General features: G+C 55.5%; 14 protein-coding genes. All 14 read left to right on the plus strand.

The window, feature by feature from the left end:
- The first annotated feature begins 57 nt into the window (after positions 1 to 57).
- The 14 genes from AC5DDB_RS02035 (at position 58) to AC5DDB_RS02100 (ending at position 19,101) form a co-directional block, all read left to right on the plus strand.
- The gene (locus tag AC5DDB_RS02035) at positions 58 to 699 is read left to right on the plus strand and encodes a DotU family type IV/VI secretion system protein (protein WP_491737996.1); all 642 of its coding nucleotides are present in this window, start codon (positions 58 to 60) and stop codon (positions 697 to 699) included.
- A gap of 53 nt (positions 700 to 752) precedes the next feature.
- Positions 753 to 2,297 (plus strand): hypothetical protein, encoded by a 1,545-nt coding sequence (locus tag AC5DDB_RS02040; protein ID WP_491737997.1) that lies wholly within the window; start codon positions 753 to 755, stop codon positions 2,295 to 2,297.
- Positions 2,281 to 3,351 (plus strand): type VI secretion system protein TssA, encoded by a 1,071-nt coding sequence (gene tssA / locus AC5DDB_RS02045; RefSeq protein ID WP_491737998.1) that lies wholly within the window; start codon positions 2,281 to 2,283, stop codon positions 3,349 to 3,351. The genes AC5DDB_RS02040 and tssA overlap by 17 nt, the downstream gene beginning before the upstream one ends.
- Before the next feature lie 282 nt (positions 3,352 to 3,633).
- Positions 3,634 to 4,161 (plus strand): type VI secretion system contractile sheath small subunit, encoded by a 528-nt coding sequence (tssB, locus tag AC5DDB_RS02050; protein ID WP_491737999.1) that lies wholly within the window; start codon positions 3,634 to 3,636, stop codon positions 4,159 to 4,161.
- 3 nt (positions 4,162 to 4,164) lie between these two features.
- Entirely contained in the window at positions 4,165 to 5,652 is a 1,488-nt protein-coding gene (gene tssC, locus AC5DDB_RS02055) for a type VI secretion system contractile sheath large subunit (RefSeq protein WP_491738000.1), read from the plus strand.
- A gap of 77 nt (positions 5,653 to 5,729) precedes the next feature.
- On the plus strand, positions 5,730 to 6,218 hold the full coding sequence (locus tag AC5DDB_RS02060) for an Hcp family type VI secretion system effector (protein WP_491738001.1): 489 nt from the start codon (positions 5,730 to 5,732) through the stop codon (positions 6,216 to 6,218).
- A 126-nt stretch (positions 6,219 to 6,344) separates the two neighbouring features.
- Positions 6,345 to 6,872: a type VI secretion system baseplate subunit TssE gene (gene tssE / locus AC5DDB_RS02065; RefSeq protein WP_491738002.1), complete on the plus strand. Its 528-nt coding sequence runs from the start codon at positions 6,345 to 6,347 to the stop codon at positions 6,870 to 6,872.
- Positions 6,869 to 8,767: a type VI secretion system baseplate subunit TssF gene (tssF, locus tag AC5DDB_RS02070; RefSeq protein WP_491738003.1), complete on the plus strand. Its 1,899-nt coding sequence runs from the start codon at positions 6,869 to 6,871 to the stop codon at positions 8,765 to 8,767. The genes tssE and tssF overlap by 4 nt, the downstream gene beginning before the upstream one ends.
- The gene (gene tssG, locus AC5DDB_RS02075) at positions 8,731 to 9,861 is read left to right on the plus strand and encodes a type VI secretion system baseplate subunit TssG (RefSeq protein ID WP_491738004.1); all 1,131 of its coding nucleotides are present in this window, start codon (positions 8,731 to 8,733) and stop codon (positions 9,859 to 9,861) included. The genes tssF and tssG overlap by 37 nt, the downstream gene beginning before the upstream one ends.
- 5 nt (positions 9,862 to 9,866) lie before the next feature.
- Positions 9,867 to 11,726 carry a type VI secretion system Vgr family protein gene (locus AC5DDB_RS02080; RefSeq protein ID WP_491738005.1) on the plus strand — a complete coding sequence of 620 codons (1,860 nt, stop codon included), beginning with the start codon at positions 9,867 to 9,869 and terminating at the stop codon, positions 11,724 to 11,726.
- Positions 11,727 to 11,749: 23 nt separating this feature from the next.
- Positions 11,750 to 12,694, plus strand: a complete 945-nt coding sequence (locus AC5DDB_RS02085; RefSeq protein ID WP_491738006.1) for an FHA domain-containing protein — start codon at positions 11,750 to 11,752, stop codon at positions 12,692 to 12,694.
- Between the two features lie 93 nt (positions 12,695 to 12,787).
- Positions 12,788 to 13,081 carry a PAAR domain-containing protein gene (locus AC5DDB_RS02090; protein ID WP_491738007.1) on the plus strand — a complete coding sequence of 98 codons (294 nt, stop codon included), beginning with the start codon at positions 12,788 to 12,790 and terminating at the stop codon, positions 13,079 to 13,081.
- A gap of 59 nt (positions 13,082 to 13,140) precedes the next feature.
- The gene (locus AC5DDB_RS02095; protein ID WP_491738008.1) at positions 13,141 to 18,207 is read left to right on the plus strand and encodes a carboxypeptidase-like regulatory domain-containing protein; all 5,067 of its coding nucleotides are present in this window, start codon (positions 13,141 to 13,143) and stop codon (positions 18,205 to 18,207) included.
- 123 nt (positions 18,208 to 18,330) lie between these two features.
- Positions 18,331 to 19,101: a hypothetical protein gene (locus AC5DDB_RS02100; protein WP_491738009.1), complete on the plus strand. Its 771-nt coding sequence runs from the start codon at positions 18,331 to 18,333 to the stop codon at positions 19,099 to 19,101.
- The last annotated feature ends 3 nt before the right edge of the window (positions 19,102 to 19,104 follow it).

Here is a 19,104-nt window from a genome sequence, read left to right on the forward strand (position 1 = left end):
CCGCGATACGAAATCCGCCACGCTCAAACGTCAACTGCTTCAAAAGGCTCCGCTTCTATGACACCCCGATTCGCACTCGCCGTCGATCCGATATTTCAGCGAGTGCTTGCGCTGCTGGATCAGATGGCGCAAGGTCGAACACTCGATCCGGCGGCCGAGCAACTAGCCATCCGCGAGTTGATCGAACGCGGCGAAGCGATTGTCGGTTGCTCTCGTGAGTGGGATCTCGCTCGTTATGCGTTGGTGAGTTGGATCGACGAAATGCTTGTCGACACACCGTGGAACGGAGCGGATTGGTGGAACGACAACATTCTCGAAATCACACTGTTCAACACGCGACTGAGTAGCGAACAGTTCTTCCATCATGCGGCGGAAGCATCCGAGTTGCCGCAGCGGAATGCGTTTGAAGTGTACTACAACTGCGTGTTGCTGGGGTTCCGGGGATTCTATCGAAGCGGAAAACTCGACCGCGAATACTCGCAGGCGATGTCCTATCCGCCTGATCTGGAAACATGGTTGCGACAAGCCGCGATCGGTCTGCGGCTCAAAGATCGACGTTCCGAATTAGGTCCACCCGCTCGCACTCTGCCAGGTGCCGCCCCGTTGACAGGTCGTAAGCGTTTTGTGTGGTCAGCCGTTTTAATGTTGATGTTAGGCATTGTGAACGTCGCAGGTTTCCACCTGTGGTATCGCCATTAATCTTGTCACGAGCCGCTCGCCTCGCCTGATTTGACATCCTCTGGAATCTTTCGATGAACGTCCCACAACAGATCCTGAACGTCATCACGGCTCCCACGCGGTGGGGGTTCCCGATTCGGATGGGCGTCAGCATCGGCGTGATTCTGACGATCGTTACGACAAGCTTGTGGATCATTTACGGGTTCGATCCGCGACTGGTCAATTTGGGCAACTACATGAGTTGGACCCGAATTGCACTTCTCCTCGTATTGTTGGTGGCCGTTTCGTTATCAACTTGGCTGACGATTCGCATCTGGACCGGTGGCGTGTTCTTCCCGGATCGGAGCATTGACCGGGAATTCGCGGCTGGTGTGCGAGCCATGCGGACACGGGGCATCCTCCCCAGTTCCCTGCCGATCAACCTGCTCATCGGTTCGCCGACGGCAGAGGATTCGACACGTTTCGTTAGTCAAACGAGTTCGGTGCTTCGTTCAGATTCGAAGATCGAGTCAGCCGCAACGGTGCAATGGCTCGCGAGTTCCCAAGCTATCACACTGTCGCCGATCGATTGTGGCTTACTGAATCTGACGCTTAAGCGACTCGAAACCATTTCTGGCAAACGAGATCCCGAACCGAATCCTGATGCCTTCGATCCGTTATTGACGAGACTTCGGCAAGTCGGTTGGGAACCGAATCCGATGTCGTCTTCGCCGGGTTCGCATCTCCTGCGGTTCATCCAAGAGCGTCCCGGACACATCCATCCCACTTTGTTCACCGATGCCGAAGCGACGGTCGCACGAGACCGGTTGCAACAAGTCTGCGAGCGTTTGATCAAAGTTCGAGAACCATTGTGTCCTGTGAACCATTTGGTCATTCGGCTGCCGGCAACATTGTTGCTGCGTCACCCAGGATACGCCGACGAAATTGCCCGCGTGTTGCGGTCGGATCTGGAAATCATTTGGGAAACATTGCAGCTCGATGCAACGGTCTCCATCGTGATCGACGGTTGGCAACGACACCCCGGCTTCGTGGAGTTGATTCGCCGACTCGGTCCGCATGCCGCGGAGAACCTGATGCCCGGTTGCTATTGCAATGTGGAAAGTCGGTCCACACCAGAACAACTTATCGCCATTGCCGACCTCGCTTGCGCAGATATCGAAGGTCACATCGACGAAATCTTCCAACGTCCTGACGCACTCACGCATGCTGGAAATTCGTTGCTCTATCAATTGCTGAGCGACGTACGGGTCATTCTTCGACCGACTTTGACTTCCATTCTCGTCGGTGGAATCGCGGAGCGTGAGTCTCGGGAGACCTCAAATTTCAAATTGCCAGTTTCCGGGTGTTTCCTGATGGCGACTGGCGAGACGCCCCCATCACTCGGGTTTGCCGCGCCATTCGGACGTCATGCGGAAATGCTGCAAGAACGCCTCGCTTGGCATCCGCGTCCACGGAGAACAGATCGGTTTTGCCGGTACGCTAGCCGGGCGCTCCTTGCGATGTCGTTCGCCTTGGCACTGACATTTCTAGGAATGGCGGGCAGGGCGGTCGTTCAGACAGCGACACACGCACCCGTCGAATTCTCAGTGGAAGGAAATGTGCATGTCTCTGTGGATTGACGAATTGTCGGCACTCAAAAATCCACTCTCATCGAAATCACCGAGTGGACCGAATCTGGAATACGACCAAAAGTTCGGCGACATGGAGCGAGCTGCGGTCGGACGGAAGGAACAAGAGTTCGGCGATACGCTCATCGAAGCCGAAGCGCCGGACTGGAAATCTTTACGGTCGCTGAGTCTCGAACTCTGTCAGAAGACGCACGACCTCCGAGTCGGTGTGCGATTGGCAGAATCTTTGGTTCATCTCGAAGGACTGTCGCCGTTACCGGCCGCGCTGGAATTATTGGCGAACTGGATTGAAACCGAATGGGAGACCCTTCATCCCGCACTCGATCCCGACGATGACAATGACCCCACGATTCGCATCAACGCGTTCGCGGATCTTGTGCATCCCGAGCGAATGTTGCGAGCCATCCAAGACGTACCTTTGGCAGTGGCCCAGGGGCACCGTCCGGTTTGTTATCGCGAACTGATCGAAAGCGGCTCGACAAACGACGAACACAACGATGCCCGATCGGCAGGAGAAATCAACGCGGTCTTTCTGGCGTGTGATCAGGATCAACTTCTGTCGGTACAAGCGTCAGTTCGCGAGAGCTTAACGGCACTCGATCGACTGGAAACACAGCTTGCGGATCGCGTGGGGACAGTCCAAACGCCCGAGTTCGGACCGTTGCGACATCTCTTGCGACGCATTGATACGTTGCTCATCGAACATCGGAACGGTGGTCAAAACTCGGAGCCGGATGAAGCTTCTTCGGCCGACGAAACGAGTTTGGATGATCACACGAGCCCACTCATGGAAACAACAAACAGCGTTTGCCCGGCACCGCCGACGAACCCTGGCACGATCTCCAATCGACAAGAAGTCGTTAACACCTTGCGGCGGATTTGTGACTACTACCAACGTCATGAACCGTCGAGCCCAGTTCCCTTGTTGCTACAACGTGCCGAACGTCTGGCAACGATGAATTTCATGGACATTCTGCAAGAGATGGCGTCGGCCGGTTTGCCTCAGGCAGAGGAGATCTGCGGCTCGCGAGCGACCGTGACTTGAACTGCTCGCAACCTGCCGTCGGCCTGCGACGACCATGCAATTTGTCCCACGGACGGTTCCTGACCAATCCTAAGAAAATGAGTATCTTCAGCCGGTTTTTCACTGCCTCGGTGCACCGGCGAACTAGTCTTACACGACGTTGCAAAAAGTCAACATCGCGTGCTCACTGGCACTTTCCAAGCGGACGAATCGCAGCGGGCCAGCGAGTCCTGTCAACCGACGGCTATGACGAACGCGTAACGTCATGACCGTTTTATCCCCTTTAAAATTGTGAGGTGCGTCTTGCCGGAAAGCAGCCAAAAGTTCCTCGCGCGGAATCGAGCTCCGCGAGTGCAAATTGAGTACGATGTAGAAACCTACGGTGCCGAGAAAACGGTGCAACTCCCATTCGTGATGGGTGTGCTCGCCGATCTCTCCGGTCAACCGGAAGAACCGTTGGCTCCCGTGAGCGAGCGGAAAGCGTTGGAGATCGATTGCGATAACTTCGACGAACGACTCAAAGCCGCCGCTCCCCATGTGAGTGTGCGTGTGCCGAATACTCTGACCGACGAAGAAGGCGAACTGTCGGTCAGCTTGAAGTTCGAAAGCATGGATGACTTCTCTCCGGCTGCGGTCGCGACGCAAGTCGAACCGCTGAGCAAACTGATGGAAGCCCGTCAGCAACTCTCCAGCTTGCTGACCTACATGGACGGCAAAGTTGGTGCGGAAAACTTGATGAGCCGCGTGTTGGCAAATCCTGAATTGCTCAAGTCTTTGGCAGAAGCTGCAGAGAAACCAGCCGACGCAGACGCCCAGAAAGAGGAGGCTTAATCCATGTCTGACACCGCAACCGCAGTTGCCGATCCGTTGACAGAGTCCCCAACCGCCGATGCTTTGTCGGTCGTGCTGGAGCAAGAGTTCAAACCGCGTAGCGAACACGCTCGTGACCTCGTCGAATCCGCCGTGCAAACGCTAGCCGTTCAAGCACTCGCCGACGAAAACTTGGTTTCCGAAGATGTCGTCCGCACGATCGAAGCCATGATCGCTGCGATCGATCAGAAGTTGACCGCACAGGTCAACCACATCATTCACCACCCCGACTTCCAAAAGCTGGAAGGCACCTGGCGTGGTTTGTCGCACTTGGTCAACAACACCGAAACCAGCGAAATGTTGAAGATTCGCGTCCTCAACATCTCGAAGGCCGAGTTGCACAAAACGCTGAAGAAGTTCAAAGGCACCGCTTGGGATCAAAGCCCGATCTTCAAGAAAGTCTATGAAGAAGAATACGGCCAATTCGGCGGCGAACCCTACGGGTGTTTGGTCGGCGATTACCACTTCGATCACAACCCACCCGACGTGGAACTCCTGGGCGAGTTGGCCAAGGTGTGTGCCGCTAGCCACACGCCGTTCATCGGCGGAGCCGATCCGGGTCTGATGCAAATGGACTCATGGCAAGAGTTGGCCAATCCTCGCGATTTGACCAAAATCTTCCAAACCGCCGAATACGCCGGCTGGCGTTCGCTCCGCGAAACGGACGACGCACGCTACATCGGTTTGGCGATGCCACGATTCCTTGCTCGTCAGCCTTACAGTGCATTGTCGAACCCGGTCGATGAGTTCGACTTCGAAGAAGACACCGCCGGCGCGACACACGAAAAGTTCGCCTGGTCCAACAGCGCCTTCGCGATGGCTGCCAACATCACCCGCAGCTTCGCGATGTACGGTTGGTGCTCGCGAATTCGTGGGATCGAATCGGGCGGAGCCGTCGAAGGCTTGCCGGTTCACGTCTTCCCGACGGACGATGGCGGCGTGGACATGAAGTGCCCGACGGAAATCGCAATCAGCGATCGTCGTGAAGCCGAGTTGGCCAAGAACGGCATGATGCCATTGGTCTTCAAGAAGAACTCCGACTTCGCCGCCTTCATTGGTGCTCAGTCGTTGCACAAACCGGCCGTCTACGACGATCCCGATGCGACGGCCAACGCCAACCTCGGTGCTCGTCTGCCGTACATCTTCGCGACCTGCCGATTCGCGCACTACCTCAAGTGCATCGTGCGTGACAAAGTCGGTTCGTTCAAAGATCGCGACGAAATGGAACGCTGGCTGCAATCTTGGATTCTCAACTACGTCGATGGCGATCCTGCCAACTCTTCGGAAGTTGTCAAAGCGAAGAAGCCTCTCGCCGACGCCAAAGTCGTTGTGGAAGATGTGCCGGGCAACCCGGGCTACTACAACTCCCGCATCTACTTGCGTCCGCACTACCAGTTGGAAGGCCTGACGGTTTCGCTCCGTCTGATCTCCCGATTGCCAGCTGGCGGCTGATCTTCTCGAGCTTGATTCCAACACTTCATTCAACTTTTCTCAGCGAAATTCCGCTGAATAGATAGAAAGGGTCTTTCATGGCCGTTGATATGTTTTTGAAGCTCGATGGCGTTCCCGGCGAAGCTCGGGACAGTGCACACGCCAAAGAGATTGATATTCACAGCTACAACTGGAGCGTCGAACAACTCGGCGACTTCTCGCACGGTTTCGGTGGTGGCGTCGGTCGCGTGAACATCAACAAGTTGGCTTGCTACAAGTCCGTTGATGCTTCCTCGGCAATGCTCACCAAGTGCTGCGTCAACGGACGCCACATCCCAACGGGCACGCTGACCGTTCGCAAAGCCGGTGGTGAAAAGCAAGTCGAATACGTGATCTACGAATTCGAGAAGATCATTGTCACCAGCGTCGAAGTCAATGTGGATCAAGAATCCGAAGGCATTGACGAAGTCGTTCACTTGTCGTTCCAAAAAGTCACCTTCAAATACCAAGAGCAAGGCGACGACGGAGCGAAACTTGGCGGCGAGAAAGAGTTCAGCTACGACGTGGCAACCAACCTCGTGGCTTAATTCGCGTGATTCTCGGACTGGATGCGCCCACGCATCCAGTCCGTTTTTTGCATGCCATGATGCTTTCCCCCAAGCACCGACGGCATGTGTTCCGATGGACCGTTCTCGATCTGCTCCCAGCGAATCATGGAATTCACACATTCACAGGCTCGGTGTGCGTTGCAGCCGTCGTTAATCGACCGGCTCCGTGATGACGAGCCCCACAAACTCACCGAACCATCGACGCCCCTAGCGTTCGATCCGCACGAGATCCGCGCCCGCGTGCAGATGGATTGGGCGACCTTACTCGGCACCGTGCAATTGGATGCAGTTACCAATTTGGATGCCTATCCCGAACTGCAAACCAGCGTGCTCAACTTCGGCATGATGGACCTCACCGGTTCACGAGCCGCGAGTTTGTCGGTCGAAAAACTCGCTCGGCACATCCGCGACACTCTGTTGACATTCGATCCCCGGATTGCAGCGGAGTCGCTCAAAGTCACGGTGGAACGCGACCACGAAACTTACAACAACACCGCTTTGCGAGTGTCGATTCTGGCAGACTTGGTCGGCATGCAAACGCCAGTGAGCGTCGACTTCCAAACGGAGATCGATCAGGAAACTGGACGACTGTGTCACCAACCAGCTGGCAATGTCGAGCGAGGTGCACGATGAACGCGGAACTGCTTGGGCTTTATAATCTAGAACTGCGACATCTGCGTTTGATGGGTGGCGAGTTCGCTCGCGATTATCCCAAAATCGCCGGTCGGCTGGGTTTGGATCAATTCCAGTGCGCGGACCCGTATGTCGAGCGATTGCTCGAAGGGTTTGCGTTTCTGTCCGCGCGTGTGCAGCACAAGATCAATTCAGAGTATCCACAGTTCACTCAGCATTTGTTGGACGTGATCTACCCGGAGTACCTGGCTCCGGTACCGTCGACAGCGATCGTGCATTTCACGCCGGATCCGTCCCGAAAACTCACGCAGGGAATTCCTTTGCCACGTGGCACGGTGTTGCGAGCACCGGAAATTCAACAGGGCGGCACACAATGCGAGTTTCGCACCGCACACGATGTGACGCTGTGGCCCCTTGAAATCCGTTCCGCCGAGTATGCCCCTCGTAGCGGATACGCTGACCAACTGCCGGTCACGAATGGCGTCGAGGCGGTCTTGCGACTCAATCTCGGCACAATCGACGGCGGTTCCTTGGACCGATTGAAGTTGGAGCGATTGCCGATCTTTCTCAACGGAAATTCCCACGCTCTGCTACTCGAACAAGTTTGTGCAAACGTGCGGGGCATCATTGTCCGCCCGGTTTGCAAGAACCGAGCACTGCGTACGAGCATCGGCGATACGCCGAAAACACGCGAATTCATTCTGCCTTCGTCAGCTGTTTCATTGCCGGGAATGATGGACGAAAACGCGTTGCTGCCCCAGCGGGAGAACGCCTTCTCGGGCTTCCGTTTACTGCGTGAATACTTCGCCTGCCCGGAACGATTCCACTTCTTCGAACTAGCTGGGCTGGCCGACGCTTTCGCATCGTGTTCCGGGATCGAGTTGGAAGTGCTGTTTCTGTTCGATCAATTCCATCCGTCGCTTGAGCGTTCGATTCGGCGGGATGATTTTAGTTTGTTCTGCACGCCGGCGATCAACTTGTTCTCGAAACGTCCTGGTCGCATTCACTTGAATCACCGGCAAACGGAACACCACTTGATCCCCGACCGCACTCGTCCACTCGACTACGAAGTGTACGCTGTGCAAAAAGTCGTTGGCATTGGGAGTCGTGAAGACATCGTGCAAGAATTCTTGCCGTTCTATTCCGCCGATCAAAGTCGACTCGACTCTCCGCACGACGCGTACTTTTCGATACGTCGTCGACTCCGGCAAAACTCGCAGACGACGGAATCCCCACAGAAACCGGTTCGCAAGGGTTCGGAAGTTTTCCTTTCGCTGGTCGATGCCAACGAAGCCCCGTACTCGTCGGACATCCAAACGCTGTCCGTTGAAACGCTATGCACGAACCGGCATCTCTGCGACGAGTTGCCGATCGGCACGCGGTCGATGGATTTCATGCTCGACAAATACGCGCCGGTACTTTCGGTGCGATGCGTCAACGGTCCCACGTCGGCTCAAGACTCGTTAGCGTTGTCCAATCCGCAATTGGGATGGCGTTTGATTAACCACCTTTCGCTCAACCATTTGACGTTCACGAGCCAAGACCCGCAGCGAAACGCGAAGGTGCTGCAAGATACGTTGGCGCTCTACGGAGACGCCTCGCTGCCGGCCGTCCAAAAACAGATTCGCGGGATCACGGCGCTTGAGACGGAGTCCGTCACCGAACGACTGCCGCTCAACGGCCCACTTGCGTTTGGCCGCGGTTCGCGATTGACCGTGACGTGCGATGAAGAAGCCTTCGTCGGTGCCGGTGCGTTTCTGCTCACAGCCGTTCTCGAGCAGTTCTTCACCCGTTTGAGCTCGATTAATTCCTTCACGCAAACCGTTCTGAAAACGCACCAACGAGGGGAGGTGATGCGATGGCTTCCACGCATCGGACAACGACCGACCCTGTAAACGAACCGAATCCCAAGCCCAAGAACTGGAAGGACGAACTTCACGAGGAGCCGTGGCGGTTCGAATTTCTCCAAGTCTTACGGCGGTTCGAAAACGAACACTCTGCGTATCCTCGGTTGGGCACTTCATCCCACCCCGCTGACGATCCCGTGCGGCTGCGACAGTCGCCGGGGATGGAGTTTGCGCCAGCGAATCTCAGCGAGTTTCACCCTGCTGAAGCGGTCGATGCGGAACAAGTTGATCAGGAACCCGCGACGGATGAACTCTTCGTGCGGTTCTTTGGTTTGCTGGGTCCGAATGGGCCGTTGCCATTGCATCTGACGGAATACGCCCTCGAACGCGAACGTCATTTCGATGACCACACGTTCCGAGCGTTTCTGGACGTGTTCCATCATCGGATGCTCATGCTGTTCTATCGGGGTTGGGCGGCGGCACAACCGACCGTGCAATACGATCGCCCCGAAGAGGATCATTTCGGCGTGGTCATGGGCTCGCTGCTTGGCATTGGTTTGCCGTCACAGCGAAATCTGAGTGCGGTTCCTGATGCAACGAAACTGCACTTCGCCGGGCATCTCAGTCGGCAAACACGCAACGCGGAAGGTTTCGTCAGTCTGCTCAGACACATCTTCCAGGTGCCGGTCGAAGTGGAATCGTTCACCGGGCATTGGATCAACATCCCCGAGACCGCACAAACACAGTTGGGTGAACCGTCCGTCAGCAACCAACTTGGCATGTCCGCAGTGCTTGGGGATACGTTGTGGGATCGTCAATCGCGTTGTCGCGTGATTCTCGGTCCCATGTCTGCATCGCTGTTTCGACGATTGATGCCAGCCGGCGACCTTCATTCGCTCTTAGCGAGTGCGATCACGGACTACGTGGGCGATGAACTTGCTTGTGATGTCACGCTCGTCCTCAACGCCCGAGACGTCCCGCAAACCCGACTTGGTTTTGAGAACGAACCGAACGGGCAGGGCGGTTGTGAATTGGGGTTCAATACGTGGTTACTGTCCAGCGAAGAATCCAGCGACCGCAGCGACCTGACTCTCAGCGATGAACTTCTTCGCCACGCCCATCTCGCCTCGTCAAAGGATTGATCTCCATGGCCGACCAGACATTCACACAAGAAAATCGCTTTGCCGAACTCACAACGGAGTTGGGTAGCGACGTATTGCTTCTAAATTCCGTCACCGGTTGTGAACGGCTTGGCGAACTTTATGTCTATCGCGTGGTCGTGCAATCGGAGAACGAATCGGTAGCCTACACCGACCTATTGGGCACCGGGTGCACGATCAAGTATGACGGTGAATACCTACACGGCGTGATCACGGCCTTCGAGCAAACGTGCGAATCCGATTCCCCCCTGGAAGATCCGCTTGACGAATACGTGCTGGAGTTCCGACCGTGGGCCTGGTTGCTGACGCAGAAGAGTCATTGTCGAACGTTTGCGAATATGAAAGTAAGCGACATCGTCTCCTCGGTATGCGGCGATGCGCAAATTGACGTCGACATCGCCGACACGCCGAACACACGCGTATCTGATGCACAGTACAACGAAACCGATTTTGAGTTTCTTTATCGACTGCTCCAACGTGAAGGACTGACGTTTTTCTTCGTGCACGCCGATGGCTCGCAGACGATGAAAATCGTGAGTGATCCCGCTTCGCTGCCAACTATCACGATTGACGAACCAGAGGAAGTCACCGCACGTCACCAACTCTGCACGAACAACGTTCAGCAAACGGGCTACGATTATCAGAACCCGCAGAATGTTGTCACGAAATCCGACGACGGCGGCTACGGCAACGACTTAAAAGACTTACAGCGGATTGTCGATTCTCAAGACGATTTGTCCTTAGATGGTGCCGCCGACACCTGCACTCAGGCCATGAATTCCACTTGGAACCGGGCATTCGAGAGGCTGTCGGCTCGCAGCGATGACCCCACGATTCACGTCGGCCGGGCGTTTGATTCGGCCTGGGTCGATCGTTTGAAAAGCGGTAGCGACTCGAGTACCAACAAGGTCGTCATTACGAGCGTTGATCTCAAAATCACCAATAGCCGGTATGAACCCGACGCTCCCGTGAGCAATGATCTCGACATCGAAGTGCGATACGAATTCGTGCGGGCAGATCGTCTGCCGGGTTTGCCTGACATTCCCAGTCGGGCACGGATTGACGGCATTCAAACCGCGAAAGTCATCGACAATGCCGACCCGTTGAATCTCGGGCGATTGTTAGTGCGGTTCTTCTGGGACGGCCAAGACGACGCCTCCGCTGCATCGACGGCGTGGGCGAGAACTTCGCAAATGTGGGCGTCAAACAGTTTTGGCGGTCACTCGGTCCCTGAAAAGGACGACGAAGTTCTCATCGGTTTCGAGAACGGAAACCCGAATCGACCGGTGATCATCGGTCGGCTGCACAACTCCGCCAATCTGCCGCCGGATGGTGACCTGACCAACCAGACCATTCTGCAAACGCGTTCCGGGCATCAATTGATCTTCACAGAGGATAACAGTTCGGAAACGCAGGGGATCGTGTTTCATTCGACGAACGACTTTTCGCGTGTTGTCGACAACGATGACAAGCTCGAAGTCTCCGGCAACCGGACCACGACGATCGATCAAGGCGACGACAAGCTCACTCTGAACTCTGGCAGCCGATCAGTGGAGATCTCTGAGGGTGATGCGAGTACCACGTGTGATTCCGGCAGCATCACGCTCGATGCCGGCAAGTCAATCACCTTGAAAGTGGGCGGCAATCAGATCGAAATTTCTTCGAGCGGCATCACACTGACGGTCGGCGGAAATTCGATTGATCTTTCAGAATCGGGGATCTCGATTAGCGGTTCCCAAGTCCAAGTTTCCGCTGACGCGAGTTTGCAACTCAGTTCGTCGGCATCGCTCGAAGCATCCGGGTCCGCGGAAGTCACCGTCAAAGGTGGCATTGTCATGATCAACTAAACCGTCCCTGCCACGAGATTTCCATGTCCGTCTTACTCGAAATCAAAGACACACGTGATGTCAAAACCCGGCGAATTTTTGTTCGCGACGGGCAGGCACTCACGTTCGGACGTGAGGCTTGGAACGATGTCACGTTGACCGCTGATGAAATCGCCCCGCGACATTTTCGGGTCACCTGCCAACCCGATACGGAATTCCAAGTCGCCGGAGACGCGGACGGTGTCCACCTCAATGACGCGCCCGTTTCCCAGGGGACGCTTAACCAAGATGATTTGCTCACGGTCGGTCCATTTCAACTTCGTGTGTTGCACGTTACCAATTCGAAACCGACGTCTGCCTCAACCGATACCCAGGGTTCGGAACCGAAAACATCTTCGGATCCAGCGACAACGATCCAACTCGTCGATGGCTGCCGATTGACCGCCGACCAGGAAGCCCGATTCTCCGCGGAGCCAGACCCGCATGCGTGTCTCGACAGTTGCGTTGCAGATGGCGATTGGCATTCGGCGGCAATGATTCTGCTCGGGTTGATGTCGGAGATACAACGCCTCGATTGGTTGCTGCCATTGTGCATTTCAGTGCCAACAGTGAACCAAGAATTCTCTGCGGACTCTTTGATTGAGCAACTACAGAAGTTTCGCGAGCAACCCGACGAAGAACTGCGACGCGACCTCAACAAAATCGGTCGGCAACTTGCGACGAAGAACCCTTGGAGGTGGTTGTTGTGCATGGTGTTCTGGGCGGGTGAATCACTCGGACCAGCCGATGTCGACCCGATTCCGCCAGCCCCCCATTTGCCGATCATTGCCGGATTGCAAGTGTTGCAACTCTTGCCGATCCCGGCAGGCAACACGCCAGCAGACGCCCGAATGAATTGGATTGCTGAAGGACAAACGATCCTGCAAGCAGACACATCGGGAGGTACGCAGCCACCTAGTTCGCGCGTTTTGCTCGAACAATCCGCGTAATCGGAATGGTTTTCGCAAACTGACGTGATCTCCAACTGGGGACGGCGGGAACCGATCAAGCATTCCCCCAACTGAAGACGATGAGGAATTCCAATGGGACAACCGGCTGCTCGCGTGGGTGATTCGCATGTGTGCCCGATGGTTACAGGAATTGTGCCGCACGTGGGTGGACCGATTTCGGGACCAGGTGCGCCAACGGTGTTGATTACGAGCATGCCGGCGGCGACGGCAAACACGATGTGTGTCTGTGTCGGTCCACCGGACTTGATCGCAGCGGGGTCAGGGACGGTTTTGTTAGGAGGTATGCCGGCAGCACGCATGGGCGATCAAACCGCGCATGGCGGGTCGATCGTGCTGGGTGCACCGACGGTGTTAATCGGCGGTTAACTTCTACTTCCCGACCGACCCGCTGATAACGATTTGTGACATGGATTGACAGGCGGGCTATGGATACCGTTGCCGACTCCCCAACACCTCCCACGGACGATGCGTCCGAGAACGCCCCAAACGAATCGGTCGCGGAAGTCGACGTTCCTTCAAAAACAACCGCCGAAACGGATCCGAAGAACGAAAATCCTCCACCACGTGGTTGGCAGTTGGCCCCGTCGCCGAAGTATCGTCGCAACCGCCGATGGCTGATATTTTCGCTGCTCGCATTGGTCGTCAGTCTGTCGGCGTTCATCTGGGCGATTATCAGTCCGTTTCGACAATCACAAACGCGGGTGCTTCTCGTTAGCACCAACGCATTGCCGAGCGGCTTGGCCGAGGAATTGCTCACACGGACAGACACACCGTTGCAGCGTCCGCTTCGTGAAATTTTTCGATCCCTCATCAGTACCGACGAAACGTCCTCGCCAATCCCGAGTGACCTCGTCGAACCTGCATCTGCTGCTGATTGGCTTCCATTGATTCGGACGACGTTGGCGGAAGCCAATTTGTCGGCTCGCGATGAGGTCTTTTGCCTAACCGAGTTCCCTTTGGCGTGTCGACGTGGTTCGTTGGCCTTCTGTGGGCATCTCGATCCGTCGGACTCTACCGAGGGGCTGATTAGTTTAGACGATGTGGTCCACACGATTGCCGACGCGACGTCCGCACGGGTCACTATGTTTCTCGATTTCGACCAAGTGCTGATCGATCCACGTTCGGGACTGTTGCAGAATGGACACGACACCCTACGGAACATGGTGTCGCAGGCGATTTCCGACTGTCCTACGATCCGGGTTGTGATAGGTCACTCGCGAAAAACAATCGACAATGCCCATGCGTCTCCGAGCTTTATCGAAGTCATTGCGACCGGCACACAAGGCGATGCAGACGTCAATGCCGATGGCATCGTTAATCGACAGGAGTTCCTCGACTTCGTTTCGCAATCGCACATCGTCGAAGTCCTCGACAGCAAGGGTTTGGTCAATCGAATTCGCGAAAGAGACTTTTCATTGCCAGTCTTCGCGACCGCGACGGGTCAGTCGCCATCCGATGCAGAAAACGCCCCCACCTGGCGAGTCCCGCTTCACGACGCCAAACCTTTGGCGGATGGTCAGTCGCCGGCACTCAGTAATCTGTCGACGACGGAATTGCTCGCCAAGTGCTGGCGGCTTCGTGACGAGTTAAGTGCGATAAACCCGACCAAATCGTTGACTCGTCGTCGATCGAAATCGGAATTGGCTCCGGCGACCTGGCGTCGGTTGGGCGAGCAACTCGTTTCAATGGAACGGCTCGCGACATGGCCACATCCGCGTACGGAGAACTCGCTCAAACCGTGGCTTCTCAGTCGCTGTCAAGACTTGTCAGTGGTGAATGGCGAAACCGGTGGCTTGTCGTTCGTGCCGGAGTGGACCAAGCGGTTCTCCTGTCCGATCGGCGATGACTTCCCGTGGGATAACGGTGTCTGGTCGTTAGCATTGCACGAGTCTGCCGTCGCTCTTTCGAGTGAATCACCGTCTTCCGAAGTTACTCAAGCCCGCCAGTTCTTGACGAGCTTCGACGAAGACAACCCAATCGGAACGAAAGGCCAAAAAACCGAAGAGGTTACGCTCGGCAAGTTCGCGGAGATCGACTTTCTCAATCGATTGAACCAACGCCCGGGCCTTACCGATTCACAAATCCGCTTAGTGACAGAAACACGAATCCTCGCCGAGCAACTAGCGGCTTCGAGTGAAGCGACGACGTGGTTTGCCGACGAAATCATCGCGACGGACCGAAGTCGAATCCTGTCCGAACGATTGTTACTAGAAGGTGTCGAAGCGAAGATGCTCGATCGCGGCGCTGCGGTGAGTCGCGATTGTTTATCCCAGTATCGCACGATCGCTACCAAAACCCGTCACGTGACTGCCGCCTACGAAACGCGGAATGCTACGCTCAGAAGAATCTCTTGCTATCGAAAACTCGCTAACCACTTTCCGGCAGCAAATCAATCATTGGATGAGGCATTTTCGAATCTCGTGCAATCGTTGCGACATCTACTGACATTGCTCGATGCACCAAATTCCCGCCAAGTTGCTGAACTCGGACGCGCTCGGCGCGCGGTCCAAGCCGCCGAAACACATTTGCGACAAATTCTCTATCTCGATGGGGACAGCAAGAACAATCGCCTGCCCGCGACGGTTCAATTGCGGGGTGATCTGTTCTCCACAAATGACCGGCTCAAGCTATGGCAAGAGTGGTTCGATCGACAAGAAACAGTTTCGCCCTCGAACGAAAACCTGTCGAACCCCTCGCCAGCGTATAGAACACTTGATTTTCATCCGGTTTCGCTCGAGGCCCTCATGGGACGATGTCGACGCGAAGTCGCTTTCGCACAATTGCTGCAACCGATTTCGCGAATGAACCACCAGCCCAATGACGTCACGACCCAGTTGCAAAAAAGCTGGACACAATTAGAGCGGGCGGCGGCCGACTGGAATGCTTCGGACGAAACGACGGCCGAATCGGTTTTCCGAGATCGGTTGAATGCCTTTGCGGATCAACTCGAAGCGTGTCATGGAAAAATCTCGACGACTTTGATCAATGTGGCTGTCGCTGATGAACACGACGTCGCACACCTGCTGCCTCTTATCGATCCACGTGACGAAGTCCCCCCGGCTGTCGAAGAGATGACAAAGCGGATTCGGCAAGCCGAATGGATGAACGTGCTAAAGTTCCAACTTCGACGACGTTTGTGCTTCGATTCAGATGCTAATTCAGAGGAGTTAGCGGGGTTGCGTCGAGAAAAGCATGTCTTGTTGCAGTCACTCATTCAGATGAATCCCGATTCGCCTGTGACGGTTGCAGAGTTGCCGCTAAACTCGGAACTGGTCATCGACGACGTCTCCGACAACGCGGCTGGCAAAATCACCTGGCGACTGCAACTCCATAACCGGTCGGCGGTCACATTACCGGTCTGGTTGTGGATGTCTCGACTGCCACGCGAAGTGAAATGCACACTTTCACCAGAGCTACCGACACAAGTCGTCACAGGTACTTCCAATAAGTTGCCGTTCCCGCCATACACACAGAACGAACAAAACGCCGTGCAAAGTCTTATTCTCGATGCGGGTGAGCGTCGAGAAGTTATTGGGACATTGCAGATTGCCCGGGGATACATCACTCCCGGAAGACTCGCCATACGACTGGTCACACCGACACTTCGAAAGGAATCGAACGCGAGAATTCCGCAAGACGCCTTTCATACCACCCGTGTCGAGGTCCCTTGGCTCAATGGCAATTCGGCGTTAGCGCATTGGGCACCGTCGGCGAATGGCATTCTCGACCGGAGTCAAACGGTTCAATGGATGCGAGGTTGGCCAAATCAATTACAGCGTTGCGTTTGCCGATTGGCGAATCCCGGTTCTACGGAACGCATTGTCGAAGTTCGTTGCTATCGGTATCCAGCGGATGACGAACTAACGATACCGAAACACACACTCTCGCGTCAGGCGGCTAATGACCTGTTATTGTCGCTGGGTCTGGATGCTCCGCTGTTCGCGGTATCGTCGTTGAACCTTCCAACCGACGGTTCGGCGGTTCCGATCCCGTTTCCCAAAACCAAGATGAAACAACCCTTGGATATTTCCCGCGGGTTACTCCTTGTGATCCGCGATTCAAAAACATTCGAGACATGTTGTTTGATTTGGCACGGTTCGCCACGTGATCCGTTAGCAAGTATCGAAACGCGAGTCGACTATGATGCCACTCGGCGTCAGATGGAAGCGCGGTTCCGCTGGCGTGATGACTTGCCGATTCCCGCTGAGGGTATTCCGGTGCGAATGTCGTTGCGAAACCCCGACGATCACAGTGTGCTCGGCTACCGGTCGGGTGTGGTGATGCCGGACCAACCAGAACAGAAACTCGTGCTGACCGGCATCGATGATCGCTGGCAACAATATCGCGTGACTTTGGACGTTGCTGGTTGGCCGCGAATTCTCCATTACGATGTCGACACAAACCATAGTGCAGTCGATATCACAGCGTCAGCTGGCCCGACCGCGATTCAATTTGTATCCCCCGTAACTTCGACAGCTTTATCCCCCAGTATTCGAGCCATTCCAGTTCAACTTCGGGTGGATGCCCCACGTCGTCGACTTGAAGGCGGACCGATCCGACTGTCAATCGGGCTGGACAGGTTACAGAGTCGTTGGCCAGAAGACCAAGTCATACACTTTGACAGTGATCGCCAAATCCGGTCCGACTTCCACGGCATCACCAATGATGGTGAAATCATTTGGGAATCGCGAGTTACCGATTTTGACTTCCAATTCCCGTTGAATCCCACCGGCGAAACTCGGGCCAACTTAGTGGCCGTTGTCCAGCGACACGATCAACAAGCACGAACGTTCGTTCCTCTGATTTTCGACGGCGAAGGACCGAAAATCCGTGGTGTCGAAATTCTTTCGCCTGCGGAAATGCTCGTCGACTCCACGGTGACCTTGAGTATCGAAGCAGACGACGAAGGACTCTCCGGCACAGACCGTGTAGAAGCGATCGTCGATGTCGAGCGTTCCGGTGAATTTCCGCCGGGTGAGAAGCCGAAACTTGCAGTGCTCTCGGATGAGGGGCGATGGATCGTCCAGGTGCCGATGAAAGGTTTGCCAGCCGGTGTTTCGACCGTACTCGTCCGAGGCATTGATATCGTGGGGAATATCGGTTCCACGTTTTCGAAATCCATCGAACTTCTCGACGCCGAGGAAATCACGCGTCGAAGACAAGCCGCCTACCCGGATGTGACTGGCCGCGTTGTCTACGTAAATCAGCCCGTTGGTCGTGCCGAAGTCAAATTGATCCCGGTTCCCCCGAAAAACGCCAAAGATAAATCGGACGAGACACGAACCGAACTTTCGACGGAAACGAACGACGACGGTGCGTTTTTGTTTCGCAATGTTCCGCCGGGGGAGTGGAAGGTCGAAGTGGCCGGATCGATCTCGGGTTTTCGGTCCCAGGCAACTTGGCCGATCGAAGTGGCTTCGGATGCCGCCAATTCACCGTTGTTACTGGATTTCACTCGACCACCGAATCCCGAAGAATCGACGAAGCCTTAGAATTCTTTCGCTCGTGACGGGAATCGGTTTCGATACCAGCCGATTTGCGTTCATCTTTGCCATGCGACTTTGCCGATAATTCCGACTGAGTCGAGTTTTCTTGCGAGGATGAAGGGCCATCCGTTGCAATTTGTGACCAAACCCAGGCAGGCGTTCGCACCAGCGGTCGGAAAATCCGTCCGGTTTGGGTTCTTCGTCTGCCTGTCGGTGATCAGCACGGTGTTCGCGGGTTGTGTGAGTCCTCATGGGGCTCCGACACTTCCGACCGCTCCTCAATGCGAACCTCGTCAGTTCGTGATTTGGCAATTCTTAGGCTTAGATAAGTGCCTAAAACACCTGGGCGACAAAGCGCAACACGCTGTCGCGTTGGCGGAGCTTCACATTCCGGCGGCCAAACCGGTTTCACCGATGAAATCGATGGTTCACCCGGAATTGGCTCATTCCACGAACGATTCGGTTCGGGCAGCGAGTGAAGTCGCGAGGAAAAAGGCACAGGTTCCACAAATCAAGGCGGCCTTGGCGAGTGTTGCCGAGTCCGGCTGTGCCTGCGACCCGGCAGCGGAACAAGCACTTTTGGCAGGACTCAACAACTGTTTTCCCGAAGTCCGTTTGGCAGCCGCAGAAGCCATCCGCGACAGTGTGGAACGGGGCGAAAACTACTGCGATGAGAAGTCATGTTGCACGCCAAGTATCCGCAAACGTCTTCTCGTCATTGGATGGGGACGCCACCCGAACGGTTGTCATAGTGAGCCGGTTGGCCAAGTTCGTCTTGCAGCCAGACAGGCGTATCGAACGTGCGGTTGCCCGCTCCCGAACTCGACCGAAGTAGACGTCCCCCCGACTTCAGCGGAACGTCCCACTCCGGAAATCGTGCTCGAAGCGATGAGCGAATAATCC

This window comes from Thalassoroseus sp. (assembly GCF_984380535.1).

Bases quoted from the DNA above. Each gene is read 5' to 3' on its own strand.
- AC5DDB_RS02035 (WP_491737996.1), top strand. From the start codon at position 58: ATGACACCCCGATTCGCACTCGCCGTCGATCCGATATTTCAGCGAGTG.
- AC5DDB_RS02040 (WP_491737997.1), top strand. From the start codon at position 753: ATGAACGTCCCACAACAGATCCTGAACGTCATCACGGCTCCCACGCGG.
- tssA (WP_491737998.1), top strand. From the start codon at position 2,281: ATGTCTCTGTGGATTGACGAATTGTCGGCACTCAAAAATCCACTCTCA.
- tssC (WP_491738000.1), top strand. From the start codon at position 4,165: ATGTCTGACACCGCAACCGCAGTTGCCGATCCGTTGACAGAGTCCCCA.
- AC5DDB_RS02060 (WP_491738001.1), top strand. From the start codon at position 5,730: ATGGCCGTTGATATGTTTTTGAAGCTCGATGGCGTTCCCGGCGAAGCT.
- tssE (WP_491738002.1), top strand. From the start codon at position 6,345: ATGGAATTCACACATTCACAGGCTCGGTGTGCGTTGCAGCCGTCGTTA.
- tssF (WP_491738003.1), top strand. From the start codon at position 6,869: ATGAACGCGGAACTGCTTGGGCTTTATAATCTAGAACTGCGACATCTG.
- tssG (WP_491738004.1), top strand. From the start codon at position 8,731: ATGGCTTCCACGCATCGGACAACGACCGACCCTGTAAACGAACCGAAT.
- AC5DDB_RS02080 (WP_491738005.1), top strand. From the start codon at position 9,867: ATGGCCGACCAGACATTCACACAAGAAAATCGCTTTGCCGAACTCACA.
- AC5DDB_RS02085 (WP_491738006.1), top strand. From the start codon at position 11,750: ATGTCCGTCTTACTCGAAATCAAAGACACACGTGATGTCAAAACCCGG.
- AC5DDB_RS02090 (WP_491738007.1), top strand. From the start codon at position 12,788: ATGGGACAACCGGCTGCTCGCGTGGGTGATTCGCATGTGTGCCCGATG.
- AC5DDB_RS02095 (WP_491738008.1), top strand. From the start codon at position 13,141: ATGGATACCGTTGCCGACTCCCCAACACCTCCCACGGACGATGCGTCC.